14 protein-coding genes and 1 pseudogene are annotated in these 16,337 nt (G+C 34.7%); 4 read left to right on the forward strand and 11 right to left on the reverse strand.

What is annotated here, in order from left to right; genetic code table 11:
* Positions 1-83: 83 nt before the first annotated feature.
* The 5 genes and pseudogenes from CQZ96_RS03095 to CQZ96_RS03115 form a co-directional block, all read right to left on the reverse strand.
* Positions 84-521: a DUF2946 domain-containing protein gene (locus CQZ96_RS03095; RefSeq protein WP_105712668.1), complete on the reverse strand. Its 438-nt coding sequence runs from the start codon at positions 519-521 to the stop codon at positions 84-86.
* Between the two features lie 251 nt (positions 522-772).
* Positions 773-955 (reverse strand): annotated as a pseudogene (locus CQZ96_RS03100) (AraC family transcriptional regulator); the annotation flags it as partial.
* A 66-nt stretch (positions 956-1,021) separates the two neighbouring features.
* Positions 1,022-1,624, reverse strand: coding sequence for a nitroreductase family protein (locus CQZ96_RS03105; RefSeq protein WP_105712669.1), 603 nt, complete (start codon positions 1,622-1,624; stop codon positions 1,022-1,024).
* 697 nt (positions 1,625-2,321) lie between these two features.
* On the reverse strand, positions 2,322-2,813 hold the full coding sequence (locus CQZ96_RS03110; protein ID WP_004720580.1) for a hypothetical protein: 492 nt from the start codon (positions 2,811-2,813) through the stop codon (positions 2,322-2,324).
* 270 nt (positions 2,814-3,083) lie between these two features.
* Complete coding sequence (locus CQZ96_RS03115) at positions 3,084-3,848, reverse strand: hypothetical protein (protein ID WP_105712670.1); 765 nt, start codon at positions 3,846-3,848, stop codon at positions 3,084-3,086.
* 391 nt (positions 3,849-4,239) lie between these two features.
* On the opposite strand from CQZ96_RS03115, the gene CQZ96_RS03120 reads away from it, so the two are divergent.
* On the forward strand, positions 4,240-4,932 hold the full coding sequence (locus CQZ96_RS03120) for a hypothetical protein (RefSeq protein ID WP_105712671.1): 693 nt from the start codon (positions 4,240-4,242) through the stop codon (positions 4,930-4,932).
* 164 nt (positions 4,933-5,096) lie between these two features.
* Here the strand turns inward: CQZ96_RS03120 and cpaB are convergent, their stop codons facing one another.
* Positions 5,097-5,804 carry a metalloprotease secretion chaperone CpaB gene (gene cpaB, locus CQZ96_RS03125; RefSeq protein ID WP_105712672.1) on the reverse strand — a complete coding sequence of 236 codons (708 nt, stop codon included), beginning with the start codon at positions 5,802-5,804 and terminating at the stop codon, positions 5,097-5,099.
* On the reverse strand, positions 5,804-7,600 hold the full coding sequence (gene cpaA / locus CQZ96_RS03130) for a metalloendopeptidase CpaA (protein WP_105712673.1): 1,797 nt from the start codon (positions 7,598-7,600) through the stop codon (positions 5,804-5,806). Before cpaA ends, cpaB begins: the two co-directional genes overlap by 1 nt.
* Positions 7,601-8,164: 564 nt before the next feature.
* Between cpaA and CQZ96_RS03135 the strand changes: the two genes are divergently transcribed.
* Positions 8,165-9,088: a metal-dependent hydrolase gene (locus CQZ96_RS03135; protein ID WP_105712674.1), complete on the forward strand. Its 924-nt coding sequence runs from the start codon at positions 8,165-8,167 to the stop codon at positions 9,086-9,088.
* Positions 9,089-9,252: 164 nt separating this feature from the next.
* Here the strand turns inward: CQZ96_RS03135 and fumC are convergent, their stop codons facing one another.
* The 3 genes from fumC to CQZ96_RS03150 all read right to left on the reverse strand — a co-directional run bounded on the left by fumC (position 9,253) and on the right by CQZ96_RS03150 (position 12,437).
* Positions 9,253-10,647: a class II fumarate hydratase gene (gene fumC / locus CQZ96_RS03140; protein ID WP_105712675.1), complete on the reverse strand. Its 1,395-nt coding sequence runs from the start codon at positions 10,645-10,647 to the stop codon at positions 9,253-9,255.
* Positions 10,648-10,803: 156 nt separating this feature from the next.
* Positions 10,804-11,808 carry an SDR family NAD(P)-dependent oxidoreductase gene (locus tag CQZ96_RS03145; protein ID WP_105712676.1) on the reverse strand — a complete coding sequence of 335 codons (1,005 nt, stop codon included), beginning with the start codon at positions 11,806-11,808 and terminating at the stop codon, positions 10,804-10,806.
* A gap of 383 nt (positions 11,809-12,191) precedes the next feature.
* Entirely contained in the window at positions 12,192-12,437 is a 246-nt protein-coding gene (locus tag CQZ96_RS03150; protein WP_105712677.1) for a hypothetical protein, read from the reverse strand.
* 567 nt (positions 12,438-13,004) lie between these two features.
* Here CQZ96_RS03150 and gltS point away from each other — a divergent pair.
* Complete coding sequence (gene gltS / locus CQZ96_RS03155; RefSeq protein ID WP_105712679.1) at positions 13,005-14,234, forward strand: sodium/glutamate symporter; 1,230 nt, start codon at positions 13,005-13,007, stop codon at positions 14,232-14,234.
* Positions 14,235-14,388: 154 nt separating this feature from the next.
* Here gltS and CQZ96_RS03160 read toward each other — a convergent pair whose 3' ends face one another.
* The gene (locus CQZ96_RS03160; protein WP_105712680.1) at positions 14,389-15,279 is read right to left on the reverse strand and encodes a LysR family transcriptional regulator; all 891 of its coding nucleotides are present in this window, start codon (positions 15,277-15,279) and stop codon (positions 14,389-14,391) included.
* A 108-nt stretch (positions 15,280-15,387) separates the two neighbouring features.
* Here CQZ96_RS03160 and CQZ96_RS03165 point away from each other — a divergent pair, with 108 nt between their 5' ends.
* Positions 15,388-16,038 carry an NAD(P)-dependent oxidoreductase gene (locus CQZ96_RS03165; RefSeq protein WP_105712681.1) on the forward strand — a complete coding sequence of 217 codons (651 nt, stop codon included), beginning with the start codon at positions 15,388-15,390 and terminating at the stop codon, positions 16,036-16,038.
* Positions 16,039-16,337: the final 299 nt, after the last annotated feature.

The following is a 16,337-nucleotide window of genomic DNA, read 5'->3' on the forward strand; positions in this document are numbered from 1 at the left end:
CTCTACACAATAAATTCGAAATACGATCGCATGGCTTTAAAGCCTTTATTTAAAAATGCTAAACCTATGGATCGGTGAATGTGTTATGCAAAGACTACAGGTGGGGCTCGCCCTTGAGGAATCAGAAACAGGCGTTGTAATTGAAAATAGACATGCTGAAAGTTTTCAACATAAGCCATTAAACGTACTTGAATACGCACTAGGATTTCTTTTACGCCAATTTCTGGTGGCATCACTAAATTGCCATATACCACACAATACTGACATTGATGGTTAATATCATGATGATCATGACCTGAGCTGCTTGCTTGCTGGGCTTGATCTAAATGCAAATAGTGATGAATAAAACTAGATTCTTGCTCATGATGAAGATGTGCATGTGTTGGTCGCAATAAAGCTTGAGTGATGTCTTCACAGACCGGAGCAATTTGATACTGCTCAGGTAATAACGGCTGTAAAAAAACCGCAAGCTGTAAAAATACTGTTGCAAATGCCAGCAACAGACCACTGCTTCTTAACACAATTGATTGCTCATATTGAGAGAGATAGAAAAAAGTATAAGTTTGCTTTTAACTGTAGATCTTTAATTTGAAATAAAGAATCAACTGCATAAAAACCAAGCATATTACTCAACTTTCTAGCTTTACTATAGTACATTTAAATTTTAAATCAAAGCCTCTTTAGCACTTTTTTGGCAATCGTTTTCTTTTTTAATGATTTGTTTGTTATATAGCAATGATCAATAAAACTTAAAAAAGCATCCATTGTCGCCTCAGCTTTTAGTGAGTAAATAGCACCAGCTCAACTTTCCAGCTAAATTCAATTGAAAAGCTAATATCCGACGACTGAATCTGCAACGATATTCTAAGGGTGTTAAGCCGGTTCTCTTTCTAAACAATCTGCAAAATGAACTTGGGTCTAGATAACCGACACTTTGTATAATTAGATCAATGGATTAATTAATATTTTCAACAGCAAAGCTTCTTGGCTGAGCAAGCCAAGAAGCTAGAAAAAATAAAAATTATTTAAACACTTTAAAACGCACAGCATCATCGATATAGGCTTTTTCAGCAGCCTCCGCTTCAATTGAACCAAATACCAACTGTGCCCGAAGTTTCCAAGTTTTGGGTATATCCCATTCCGCATGAACTTGTTCATCGACAATTGGATTATAGTGCTGTAAGGATGCACCAATACCGTCACTATTTAAGGCTGTCCACGTTGAAAATTGTGCGATTGCTGTAGAGTGTTCAGCCCAAATCGGAAAGTTTTCTGCATATGCTGGAAATTTTTCCTGTAAGTTTTGGATCACCTCTAAATCTTCAAAGAAAAGAACGGTACCAAAGCCTGCGATAAAGCTGTCCATTTTAGTCTCTGTTTTTAAGGCACTTGCTTCATCTTTGGCATAAGCTTTCAGTTGAACTTTTACAAAGTTCCAGAACTTCTCATGTTCAGCATTAAACAAGATCACTGCCCGAGATGATTGCGAGTTAAAAGAAGATGGACTTTGCTTGATCGCTTGCTGAATCAAATCAGTAAGATGCTCAGGAGATTGATTAACATTACGTCCAATCGCATAAATTGTACGGCGTTTATGAATTAAATCTAAAAAATTATTCGACATTGCTGAATATCCTTGGATATATCCCCGGGGAAATCCGATACTTTAAAAAAGATTATCAAGATATTTTAAAAAATCATAACAAGTATGAATTGATTAAAATCAAAAGTATTACAACATAAAAAAACTTGCTAGAAATATCTACTTTTGTCATATGTTTCTAAGCAAAAGTGAATTAGCAGAAATATAAGGGGCTGTTGACATTTCATAACTGGCTTGCGTTGTAGTTTAAAATTGAGCATGAGATGTATACATCGTAAAGCATGAAGGATAATAGCGAATCTATTTTCGACTTTCATAACGAAGACTGAGATAATTTTAGCCACAATCAGAAGTTTTATCGTACAAACGCGTAATAAAGAAGATTGAATAAGAAGTACCAACATTTAAAATCAAATCATAAAGACTTGCTAAATGAATGACCTCATTTAAATCATTGTCATCATGCTTAAACAACTGCCGAATAAAATCCAAGCATTAAAAATGTTTCCACTCAAAATTTAGATATCGCAATTGGTTAAAAAATGAAAGTTTTAAATATATTAAGTATCATCAGTTCAATATTTATTCTATTTTTTATGTTTTATACGCTTGGGCCTACAATTTAAAAAACTTAAACAGATGAATAAAAAATAAAAGGCAGTTTAAAACTGCCTTTTATACTTGAATTTGAGCATTTCAATCTATTGCTAATTTTTGACTAGAAATTAGCATTCAGCACTTTGGCAGGTACAGAATTTTTCCAAATATCTCGCAAAGTAGGTAAATAGAATTTTTCACCTAACTCAACCAATTCAGCGTCAATCAATGCATGTGTTTCATGCATAAATAAGTAGTCCAGTTCAACCGTAGACAATTGTTGCTGCTTTTTTGCAAATTCTTTACGTTTGGCTTGAGCTTGTTTAAGCAATTGATCTGCAAAATTTTTATTTTTATATTGGCTAATCGCTTGTAAACGTAACTCAATCACGCCCCAACCTGTAAGGAGTTTCTTAAAAATCTCAAAATCTTCAGTTGTGGATTCCCAAGTCATTTTATCCAAGTCTTCATCATCAGGAAGTACTGGGAGTAAAATTTCCATTACACTTGGAAAAATCTTTTTGAAATTTAAAATAAATTTAACAGGGTGCTCACCAGGGTAATCTTTAAACTGCACATTTTCCTGAACATCTGTTAAATAAATTGATAACATTAAAAAATCCTTAATTAAAATACTGTTTATTATAACGTTATTGATCATCTTGCAGCCTAAATACAAAATAAAAACAACATGAAAACAGCGAAAGAAATGCATTCTAACAATTATGACAGTTTATTCAATGCCAATTGCAGTATTCACCTGTTGTCGATCAAAGATTCTGGTGGGCGAATAGGTTAATTGTTAAAAAGAATTGCTCTTGAATAATTAAGCTCACCCTTGTTAGATGAGCCTATGTACACAAAATTACAAATAAATTTAATACTATTGTATTGGCAACTGAGTATTGTTTAGCAAACTAGGAGTACTAATTTTAGGGCTGCTTTGTATTAATTTATCTGTTTCAAATAATAGCTTTTCTTTATCTTTTGTTGAAGAAATCTTATTTATCTGATTTTTTAATTCCTTAATTTGCTCATCTAAATTCGTTACTTCATTTTTACTCTGCTGCTCTTGAGATGGTGTTACCACTGAATTTACCATTTTCGTTTGTATTACGCTTGAAGCATACTTACACTCACCAGCCAGCTTTATTGAATTAAAAACTGCATGATCAAATTTATTATCTTCTATATTTTTCAGGACAGCCTCATTGTATTTTCCAACTAACTCTTGTATAGATGTCAAGGAAGCAAATGTAGCTGTCGCAGAGAACATTTCGGTAGTAGACACTTGAAATGCGTTTGATGCCCCAGAAAAACCCGATAAGAATTTTGCAGATGTTCCTGATGTTGTAGTTCCGGCAATACCTAAAATTGCACCTAAAATACCGATCCCTCCTTTAATTCCTTTTACATTACTTATATCACTTCGATATTGATCATATATTGCTACACAATAATTCGAAGCTCTTAGAAATGATTCCACAGCATCTTTCTTATCACAAGCATCTGATTTACAAGATAAATTAGCCACACCAGTTTGGCTACCAACTCCAATCCATGGCCATTCAGGTTGTTTAGAGCCTTGTAGCGTGTTACAACCCGTCAATAATCCGATAATTATAGTAGTAAACAATAATTTTCCCATTTTTTTCTCCTTTTTGTTTCTTATAATGTCACGTTAAAAATACTATATTTATTTATAAAAATTAATAAGATGAATAAAATGTTACATTTTATAATGACTACTTATTATAATTTTCACGTGAAATTATTAACAAGTTTAAATTTAGTTAAAAAACATTTTTTTCAAGAATTCTAGTTAATAAATACCCAATTCTAGGTATATCAATTCCAAGAATTACAATTAATATAATTTAAATAGATAACAACCTAATCATTAAATGGGAATATAAATATGACAAATATTTCTTTTTTTTCCGAGATCTTTCAACATAACTCAAGAGGAAATAGAAAAGTTACAATTCAGTACAACATTAAGTGTTGAGCCACCCCCAAAAAACTCCTTGTTCCAAATCATGTGGGATGAATGCTTACCCATTGCAGAAAAAGTTTTAGCAACCGATTATTTTCAACATATGATTATAGGTAATCTTGACCCTCAAGATTATGGTCGTTTAATTAATCAAGATTCATTTTACTGCTTTAATGGTCAATTTGATTATGAGCTTGCATCGCAAAGAGCACAAAGTGATAAAATCTTATTTGACTTTTATAATGCAAAAGCACAAAGCTATAAAAGATATAATGTATATTTTACAAATTATTGGGGAATAAAGGATAGAAATAGTATTTTTCCAAACAACTTTATAAATGCATACGTTGAACATGAAAAATTAATTGCTAGTAATGAGCAAAGTCCATATCTCATGTGCGCAATGCTCCCCTGTGAATATCTATGGTTTTGTATAGCTAGAGGTATTGATAACAGGGTTAAGTTATCAAATATATATCGTTTTTGGGTTGAGGAAAATTTATCAGGAGGTGGCCAAGGTGCTTATTTAATGGGAAATATTCTAGAAAAATATAGAAATCAGTTAGATATAAATAAATGTATTAGAATATACATGGAGTCTATGAAGCATGAATTAAATGTATTTACTAATGCATCATTAAAAAGCGAATTTATGCATATAAAACAACCATTTCAAATTAAATCTCTTAAGTTGCAGTTCAATCAGAGAGTTACTCAAAAGCACAAGAAGTTGTGACAAACAAAGAAGTACTTGATTCAGTACGTAAATAATTTTAAATAAATGATGATTTTAGACACCTTTCGAGGTGTCTAAACCTTTGTTATGACGCAGTAATTACTATTTTCATTTTATTGCTACTTCAAGTTTAGAGAATAAATCATGTCTTTAGATTAAAAAAATTAATGTACATGATCCGTCTCCTTTTCCGCCACCTCAAGTGCGGCAGATTCATTGGCAACGTCATTGACCCAACCATAGCCATTTTTCATCAAAATGGTATAGGTTTTACCATCTGCTGTAATCGTGCCCATAGTAAAATTGTCTTTAATGGTTTGAGTAATATGAAACTTCTCATTATTTTGATCTCCTCCTTCTAGAGAGCCTGACCAACTAACAATATCTTCACCTGGATCTACTTCTATACGTTCTATAACAGCCTGTCTGTTTAAACCATAGCCTGGCACATTAAACACGATTTGATCGCCGACATTCTTCGCCTCTAAGGTATATAGATCATTCCTCAGAAATATTCGCCCATCTTTTTTTTGTGCATCTGTCAAAGGAACGGGATTATGCATAGACACCGTATCGACAGTACTCAAATTGAACATCTGTTGATTGAAAATCCCTGCACGTAATTTGTCCTCATCCAGCGTTACAAGATTACGGCGAGCATGGCTGTCTTTTATACGTTGCAATACTTGTGTTTCAGTAAGATTTGCATTTAGTTTCGGTGAATTCACTTGATCGATTTGTTCATTTTGTTTAGACGCAATCGCTTTAGCTATATCAGCTGTCTCCTGTTGACCTGAGATGAACCAAGCCAACAAAGAAACCACCAAAACAGTTAAAACAACGGAAATAATGAGATATATCCGTTTATTCATTATGGATTAACCGCCACTAAAAATTTTGAAATGGCTTCAACATTCTCATTAATTTTTCTTAAGCCATCAAATTTGTCAGTTTCACCTAAACGCACACCATATTCAGGACTATAGATATCTGGGCTTGAATATAAGCCAATTTGATTTCCACCCATAATGGTACTGCCTAAAGGATGACCGAATCCCCAGTTATAACCTGTAGTTCGATCAAAACTATGTCCTAGCCCCATGTTATGCCCTAACTCATGTCGCATTGCAGTGATACCACAACCATAGTTATGTGATCCGATCATGTTGTACTTGCTCGGTGTGCTATTTACATAGGCGAGACCGCAACCCGAATGATCTGTAATGGTATATATCGCATCGGCCCCTGTTCTGGTTCTTTCCACTTGTACAGTGGCATCTGAACGTCCTAAATTAATCGCATCACCGAGTGTCGTTCCAGGGATTCGATAATCCAAGTATCCGACTTCTTTGTAGTAGGCTTTTGCTTGCGAGTTTTCAAGCGCTTCATTGGTTAATCTGAGTGCTTCACGGGCTTGAATTTTTGCAGCAGTTGAACCGAGTTTGTCATTGACTACCGGGCTATTCACAAGCAATAGATCAATCTGATAGCTATCGGTGTTCCAAACACCGTTGTTAAATACCAAACGGATTTTATCGCCTTTTTTCAAACTTGCACTAATGTTACTACCTGAAACTGTAAACGCTGTATCCGCAGAATTAGATACGATGACTTTGTCACCCGACTGAGCCGCTGGCAAGTTTACAACAGGTGCCCATTGTGCATTATCAGCGGTTATTTCAACAACAGGGGTTTTAAATGTAAAACCTTGTGCAGCGGTGTTTGCAGTAAATACGGTTTTAGGAGAAGAAGCCAAAACCCAATACGATTTATCTGCAATATAAATGAACTCGTAACGATTGCCCTTGTTGAGTTTTAGGGTTGCGGTGGTATTGGTATTTTCATTTTCAATCACTGATTGCCAGCTTGCTGTTGAGCTAACAATGATACGATCTCGGTCGTTTGCTGTTTGCGGTAATTTTAATGAAGACACCCACGCCCCATCAGCAAAACGAATTTCTGTTTTAGGTGCAGTTAAATTTTGCAAAGCCGTATTTAATGCCGCAGTATTACCATTGATCACGTTGATAATACGTGTCGGAACAGACAGTGGAACCCATTTACTCAGTTCTTGATTATATTGAAAGATATATGCATCATTTTTATTAACAACCAATGTACTTGGAAATAAAGCATTTTGTGAATTAATTTTTGAGGATTTAAGCGCATTAGACTTAATTACAAGGATCTGGCCATTCTGACCTGTTTGCGGTAAATGAATTGTCTCAGTCCAAGCAGCATCACTTAAAACATATTGGGCCTGTGATTGTTGAAATACTGGAATGGTATTGCCATTTTTTTCAGGCGTAAAATTGGCAGTTTCAGGCGCATAAAACTCCCATTTTCCATTACTAAATTTAAAACGATAACTGTTTCCAGACTTTAGTGTGAGAACGCCTTTTTTTTCAATATTTACATTACTTAAATCAATATCACTGTCATAACCCGCAGTTGATTGAATTGTAATTAGGGCACCTTCTTTTGCTACATTCGGTAAGGAAATATTCTTCACCCAATTGCCATTGGATACACTAAATATCAGATCATCATAGCCTGTTGGGATGATTCCACTCTGGTTATTCTGGTTTGGTGATAGTGTGGTTGCGGCTATGGCAAAAGTGACCATGCCACTTGTAATGAAGACTGTAATAACTTTTCTTTTATTCATGTTATACCTGAGTCAATATTATAAAGTTGAGCTGACACTATAAATTAATTTTTATTGAAAAATAAAATTAAAAATTGTTAATAAAATCGATAAAACTAACAGCAACCCTAGGTTCTATTAACTTATAAATATATGATATATAAATAAAAATAAATATTACAACCCCAAAATAATGCAGAGCTTATAAAATAAAACTTAGTAAAATCATTAATATAAATCAATCAATAATTCGTGAATTATCCTTCTTTTTGTTGAATAATCGCTGAGCTTAAATCTTAATATTCCATTATAGAAATTTGATATTTCTATAGCTGATTCAACCCATTAAAATTATTTCTATATCATTTCATCCACATTGATTTTCACATCTTTATTTTCTGGATTTGTAAATTAAAAAATAACAATATCAATAATTTAAATAAATAATGTTAAGTTTATAAAGCAATATTTTCTATTCAAAAGAGTAAAAATCACAAAAAAAGTGTCCTCAAAGGATATGGTCGCTAATTATTCTAAATGGTAAAAACTTTTAATCGCTTAACAGTTTCATGTTGGATAACCACAATGATCACGGAAAGTCATCAAATTAAAGCAAGAAAAGTACATTTCGATTTTTCTGAGTCTTCTGTATGTTGGATGCCAGATGATCCACTATGTTCACATATTGCCAATGGTATCAATATGCTTTTGCCTGCGGGTGAGTTTTGGTTTTGTCGGGTATTTAATAAAACCCTCCCACATATTACAGATGAAAAATTAAAACAAGACGTTATTGGCTTTGTCCGTCAAGAAGCTGCACATGCACGAGCACATGAAAAAGTACAAGACTTTTTAAGAGAAAATGGCTATGACATACAAGAACCATTAAATCGTGCCCATCTTGTTTTCAACATTTTATTAGGTGACAAACCATTAGGAATTCCTTTTTTAAAAGGGAAAAAATTTGATGAATATTGGTTAATCTTTCGTGTAGGTGTTATTGCAGCAATTGAGCACTTCACAGGTACAATTGGGCAATGGACGCTTGATAGCAAATCTTGGGATAAAGCAGATCCAGCCATGGCTGATTTATTCCGCTGGCATCTCGCTGAAGAAGTTGAACATCGTTGTGTCGCTTATGATTTGTTTGAGCATTTATTACAACAAAAGCTAGGTTTTTATGTTTCCAGACAAATCATTATGATGGGAATTTTTCCGCTTTTTATTTACTTCCTTATTGATTTTGCTCGTAGTCTTGGTCAACAAGATACTGAGCATCAACAAATCCAGAAATTAATGCGCCGTGGGTTCTTTGCTTTTATTCGAGAGTTTGAAAAAACTGCAACCAAAACAGATCACCTACCGACCATTAAATACCTATGGAAAGCCACTCTACGTTGGACATCTCCAAAGTTTAACCCAATTCATGAGGGTGATACAGAACAGGCTTTAGCTTATATGTCACATTCACCTGCTGTTCAGTATTTTGAGAAAACGGCGCTCAATTAGAGGGTCATCACATAATAAAAATGACCATAAGGCTCGGAAGAAACATGGTTAATGCGAGTCCTATAACTCCTCCAAATTCAAAATAAAAAAGCACCTAAAGGTGCTTTTTTATACGACTGATACTTGCTCAATAAATCATCAAAAGTATAGCCGCTTACAACTCATTATTTCGCGTTTGGACGTACCATTTTTTCAGGTTGTACCACTTCATCAAACTGTTCAGCCGTGACAAAGCCAAGTTCTATCGCGACTTCTTTTAAAGTCTTATCTTCTTTATAAGCCGTTTTGGCAACTTTAGCGGCATTTTCATAACCAATCACAGGATTCAGTGCTGTTACCAACATCAATGAATTATGTAAGAAGTAATCAATTTTTTCACGATTTGGTTCAATCCCTACAGCACAGTGTTCATCGAAGCTGTTACATGCATCGCCAAGCAATTGAATCGACTGAACAAGATTATATGCAATCACAGGCATATAAACATTCAGTTCAAAATTCCCCGCTGCACCTGCAAAATTAATCGTGGTGTCATTCCCCATCACTTGCGCAACCACCATGGTCATTGCTTCACATTGGGTTGGGTTGACTTTACCTGGCATGATGCTTGAACCTGGTTCATTCTCTGGAATACGCAACTCACCCAAACCACAACGTGGTCCACTTGCTAACCAACGTATATCATTGGCAATTTTATTTAAACTTGCAGCTAAGGTTTTCAATGAACCAGAAGCAAATACAGCAGCATCACGACCAGCAAGTGCTTCAAACTTATTTGGATTACTGATAAATGGCAAACCCGTCAGTTTGGCTAATTCTTCCGCTGCTTTGTCTGCATATTCAGGATGCGCATTTAAACCTGTACCAACAGCTGTACCACCAAGTGGTAACTCATAGAGCCACACCAAAGCCTGTTGTAAACGTTTTAGTCCATGATCCAGCTGTGAAACATAGCCACTGAATTCCTGTCCTAATGTAAGTGGTGTTGCATCCTGTAAATGAGTACGGCCAATCTTAACAATATCGTCAAACGCTTCAGATTTTCGATGTAAAGTGTCTCGTAAACGTTTTACTGCTGGAATAAGCAACTCATTGATTTGTACCGCAGCAGCCACATGAATCGCTGTTGGAAATGAATCATTCGTAGATTGCGCACGATTGACATGATCATTCGGATGCACAGGCTTTTGTGAACCTAATGGATTGCCTAGTTTTTGATTGGCGATATTGGCAATGACTTCATTACAGTTCATATTACTTTGCGTACCTGAACCTGTTTGCCAAACCACCAAAGGAAATTGTGAATCCCATTTGCCTGAAATTACTTCATCAGCAGCATCGACAATATACTGTGACAGATCATGCGGAATTTGGTTTAAGCTGGCATTGGTTATTGACGCTGCTTTTTTGACTAGCCCCATCGCTCGAATCATCGGGCGTGGCATATGTTCTGTACCAATTTTAAAATTTTCTACGCTTCGCTGAGTTTGTGCGCCCCACATTGCTTCGCTTGGGACTTCAACATCGCCCATTGTGTCATGTTCAATACGTGTTTGCATTTTCAACCTCTTCTTCATCCATATCTTATTTTCAAGTTAAAGCTTGTTTTGACAACATCTGCGTAAAAACACCAGCTTCAGCGAAGCGATTATGCTAAACAAATCAATCAAAAATGTAAATGATAATTATTTACAACAATCATCTATTCTGGATTTTTATCGGTTGTTTAAGGTATTTTGATAAAAACGCCATTCATCTTCAATCATTTGTTTAAGCGAGCGCTGTGCTTTCCATTTTAAAATCTCAAATGCTTTTTGGCTGGTAGATGCAACCTGATCCAGTTCATCTAATTTATACACCGCATCAATTTGATGGATTTGACTTGCTGTAACCTCTTCGATCAAGTTGATCAGGTTTTGTATCGAACTGACAGGACCTGCAATATCAAAACTTTGATAAACATTGCCCTGCTCATGTAGCCAAAGAATAGTTGATTTAATTGCTTCACATACATCAAGTACATGCACAAAGCTACGCTCAGTCGTTTTATCCTCAGTCTCTGAATTACGTTGTACTTCAATTAGATCACGTTGTTGAGCCGCAACTTGTAAAGCCAAAGGGACAACATTTTTAGGTAGAGGTGCAACAAACTCACCCAAGACACCATGCTCAAATGCACCGACGACATTTGAAACCCTTAAAATGGCAATTTTCCATTCTTCATCAGTTTTGAATGTGTCTTTAATGATTTCTTCAATCATTTGCTGAGATTTTATATAAGGATTAGGGTAACTATAATTAAATGCGGTTTGTTCATTCAGCTCTAAACTTGATTGCGCATAAACCATAAGGCTAGAAAGATGTACCAAATTTCTGACACCGGTACGCTGCATCGCACGTAATAAACTCATAATACAACTGAGATTGTCATTATAATATTCAAGTGGTTTTAGATTCGACTCTTCAATGGACTTAAATCCCGCACAATGCACAACGGTATCTATTGAATATTGTTCAAATACTTTATTTAAAGCGGGAGTATTACGAATATCAATTTTGACAAAGGGAATATACATTCCTGTAATAAATTCTAAGCGCTCTAAGCATTGCAGATTGGCATTGGCTAGATTATCCACAATGACGACCGCTTGCCCTTGAGCTAGCAAACTTAAAACCACATGCGAGCCTATAAAGCCTAAACCACCAGTCACTAAAATCATTGTATAGATACTCCTTTTAAAAATCAATTACTTGCATCATACCAGTGTTTATTTGGTGCGTTCATCAACTTATCCACAAGCCAGAAAAACTAAAACCAACTTAAATATCCTTGGCTTATTAACCTACAAGATCATTAATTTAATCTTACCGTCTTACAAATATAGTGTGTGTTGCAGTTCAGTTATGGTTAGAAATAGAAAATCCACATTTCATTCACTTTTACAATTCATCCTTATCTATTGAAACGTTTCCCTAATCCAGTGGTTTTATTATTGTAATATTTTGCCACTAAATTTTAATCATAATTACTCATAAAAACAATTGCTTATTAAATTAAAAAAGTTTGGCCAAAGTAATATTTTGCCATTTTTCAAATATTGAGTTAATGCTGATTATGTTGATTGATGTCCAAATCTAACAACCGCAACTTTCTATTTAGCACTTTATCCAAATATTTAGGAAGCTGCTCAAATATCGCAATTCCAATAGGAATCATAAAAAAACCAATAGGCATGAATAAAATTGTAAAATCCAAAAGAACACCAATGCAAAAAAAATGAACTGCAAATAATTTTACAAAGAATTGAGTAATTTTTATTGTTAACATTATCTTTTGTTTTTTGTGCATATAGTTACTTTCACCTTAAATTTTATTAAAAATATACCACTATCATCGTATTAAGTATTGATTTTAATTACACAAAATAGAGCCTTATTATTAGCATCATTCAAAGTACTACATTCATTGTATTTAGCTACAGTATCAATGATCCATAAGCCGATTTCTTTTCCCTGCCTTGACTCCAATTTTAGGAGTTTAGGGCAAGGCACAATCAGATTAGCTGGAATCGTCGGGGATAAGTGAGTTGATGTTGCGCAAGCCATCAGCTTCAATTAAAAAGTTGTTATAAACAGAACGCTCAATGATCTTTTGCACTTCACGATTTTTTGTTTCTGTGATGACACGTTGTTCTGGCTTAAGAAAGAAGAAAAAAAGAGCAGCTCAATTGACAAGCTTAATAGTTATGTAATCAGTTATGCAAAAAATGCATAGTAATATTAAAAAATGCATTAGATGTTTGAGATACATCACATTAACTTTGATCTGCGAATTAATTATGTAGTTTATGTTGATAGTTTTCACATTAAATCGCAGAGATCAACAGCGCAAAATATTAATAATTAAGGATATTTAATGGACTTAGTGCTTAATCCAACATATACACTCATGTTAGCAGTATTGGTTTTATATACAGGCCGTATTTTAAACAAACATATCCCTTTTTTGACAAAATACAACATTCCAGAACCCGTGGCAGGTGGATTAGTTGGAGCAATTATTTTTTACATAATCCATCAACTTATGGGATACACAATCACAATAAATAAGCCTATGCAGGATACATTTATGTTGATGTTTTTTGCATCCATTGGATTGAGTGCTAATTTCGCAAAGTTAAAAGAAGGTGGAAAACCTTTAGTTATTTTCCTTATCGCAATTTCATTCTTTGTTTTGGTACAAAATGGCGTAGGGATGGCTGTCGCTAAAATGGTTGGCTTAGATCCTCTAATGGGTGTAATTGCTGGTTCAATTGCTCTAATAGGTGGTTTGGGAACAGCAGGTGCTTGGGGGCCGATTTTTGAATCAAAATATGCTGTTGAAGGTGCATTACCAATGGGAATTGCAAGTGCCACATTTGGGATGGTAGTTGGGGGCCTAATGGGTGGACCGCTAGCAAGGTATTTAATCAAAAAGCATCAATTAGCTTCTCCCTTAAATAGTGAAGTACGTCAGGAAAATAAAAGCGCACCACTAACAGATAGTGAATATGTGTTTGAAGCTCCGCAAAAAGTTCGCCTCATTACTGCAGACAACGCCATTATAACCTTAGGAATGTTTGCTTTTGCTTTGGCTTTTGCAGAGATTATGAAAAACTTAACTATTGGTACAGCTTTTGAATTGCCTACATTTGTATGGGCTTTAGGTGGCGGTATTTTGCTTCGTAACGTGACTGAATCTGGCTTTAAACAACCAATTTTTGATCGTTCAATAGACGTATTTGGCAATACTGCGCTTGCTCTATTTTTGGCGATGGCTTTGGTCTCATTGAAACTTTGGCAATTAGCAGATTTAGCTGTTCCAATGATTATATTGTTAATTGCTCAATCCCTTACTATGTGGTTATTTGCGGTTTATGTATCTTTTCGAGTTATGGGAAAAAACTACGATTCAGCCGTTTTAGCTTCAGGTTTGTGTGGTTTTGGAATGGGAGCTACCCCTAATGCAATCGCAAATATGCAGGCAATTACTAATATGTATGGTCCATCACATAAAGCATTCTTGATTGTGCCTTTGGTCGGTGCCTTCTTTATTGACTTAGTCAATGTGGTTGTAATTCAAGGTATTTTGAAATTTTTTGGTTAATATATCTAGCCCTCACTCCGAGGGCCATGCTTTCCTCAATCTTTCTGCATCAGCTGTGTGTCCATCAGTGGCTTTTGCCACTACTTAATAATAATAGCTACCAATAACTTAATGAACAAACGATGTTATTGGTAGTAATAAAATATATGTAAGATTAGCCTCTTAGACTATCTTTTAAATATTCAATAACTTGAATTACTTTTGCTGAATTATAGCTACGATTTTGGATTACCGCCCATACATTTACATAGCCCATATGCCAGTTTGGTAATATGCGCACAAGCTTACCTTCATGAACTGAATCTTTAACTTCAAAAGAGCTTAGTATCGATATTCCATATCCCTGTTCACACATTTGCTTAAGGATTAAAATATTATTAATCACGATTTTCGGTTTTCTCCCCAAGGTTATATTTAAATGTTTATTTCCATTAAAAAAATTCATTTTGATTGATGCAGTATTATTAAAATGTAAATGTAACCATTCATAGTCTATAAGTTCATAAGGATGAGTGGGCAAACCATGTTCTTTTATCCAGTTAGGTGCAACATATAAACCCATTTGCATTTCTGAAATTTTAAACGCTACATAAGATGAATCTGGCATTTCACCAACTCTTATAGCTAAATCAATTCTTTGTTCGATTAGATCTATATATTCGTCATGAGCTTGGATATTTATACTCATTAAAGGAAATTTTTGCGCCCATTCTCCCAAGCCAGTCATGAAATACGTAGCTAAACCTACTGGTGCAGCAATACGTAGCTCTCCAAAAGGGATTTCCACCTCTGATTCTAAAATATTTTGTGCATTTTCAGCTGCCGTACTTAACTGCTGACAATAAAAATAATAACGCTCCCCTACTTCAGTTAAAGTTAATTTCCTTGTCGATCTATGTAATAAAGTTATGCCACTATGGCGTTCTAAATATCGAATTTGTTGACTAACAGCTGAAGGTGACATTTCTAACAATCTTGCAGCTGCACTCATTGAACCTTGTTCAACAACCTTACTGAAAATTACCATTCGTTTATAGTGATCCATTTTAAACTACAGCTTCAAGGTGATAGTTTTAAAACGCTACTATTTCTTAACGCAAGTTTCAAATACTATTTTATTAACACATCTAATTTAATTAGTGAGAATACTGAAATGAAAGTAGCTTTAATTGGTGCAACAGGTTATGCAGGCTCAGCTTTGCTTGAAGAATTGTTAAGTCGTGAATATGAAGTAAAAACTTTAATACGTGAATCAAATAAAATTGAGGCTAGGCATAATCTTGAAATTATTCAAGTTGATGTTATGGATGAAACAGCAATATTAGCAGGCTTAAAAGGGGTAGATGCAGTTATTAGTGCTTTTAATTCAGGTTGGACAAACCCAAATATTTATGAAGATTATATAAAAGGATCTCGTTCGATCGTAAATGCGGCTAAACAATCAGGCATTAAACGTCTGTTAGTGGTGGGCGGTGCGGGTAGTCTATATGTAGCTCCAGACTTGCAATTAATAGATTCACCTGACTTTCCAAAAGAATATTATGCTGGGGCAAATGGTGCCCGAGTATTGCTTGATGAGTTGAAAAATGAAACTGAACTTAATTGGACTATGATTAGCCCTCCAATCGGGTTTTCAGCAATGAATCCAGGTATTCGTACTAATAATTATCGTGTTGGAACAGAAACACCCCTAATGAATGGTAATCAACCAGGAACAATATCTGCTGAAGATTTAGCAATTGCCTTGATTGATGAATTAGAGAATGGACAGTTTATTCGTCAAAGGTTTACGGTCGCATATTAATTTAAAATCATTTAAATAAAAAATTTCCATCTAATGAAACCCTCAACTGAGGGTTTTTTGCATCATTCAAAGCTCTACACTGATTGTATTTAGCAACAGTATCAATGGTCCAAAGTGTGATTTCTTTGCCATGCCCTGATTGAAGTTTGAGGAGTTTAGGGCAAGGTGGCATCATGATATGAAAAAATATTTAAATTTTCCAATAAGCTGTATTAAGATAACTTTAGAAAAATTTAACTCATAAGTAATTCTATTTGGAACTAATGATAAGAGAAATCTATTGAGAAACTATTATCACC

The sequence above is a fragment of the Acinetobacter sp. MYb10 genome (genome assembly GCF_002980175.2).
Taxonomy (GTDB): domain Bacteria; phylum Pseudomonadota; class Gammaproteobacteria; order Pseudomonadales; family Moraxellaceae; genus Acinetobacter; species Acinetobacter guillouiae.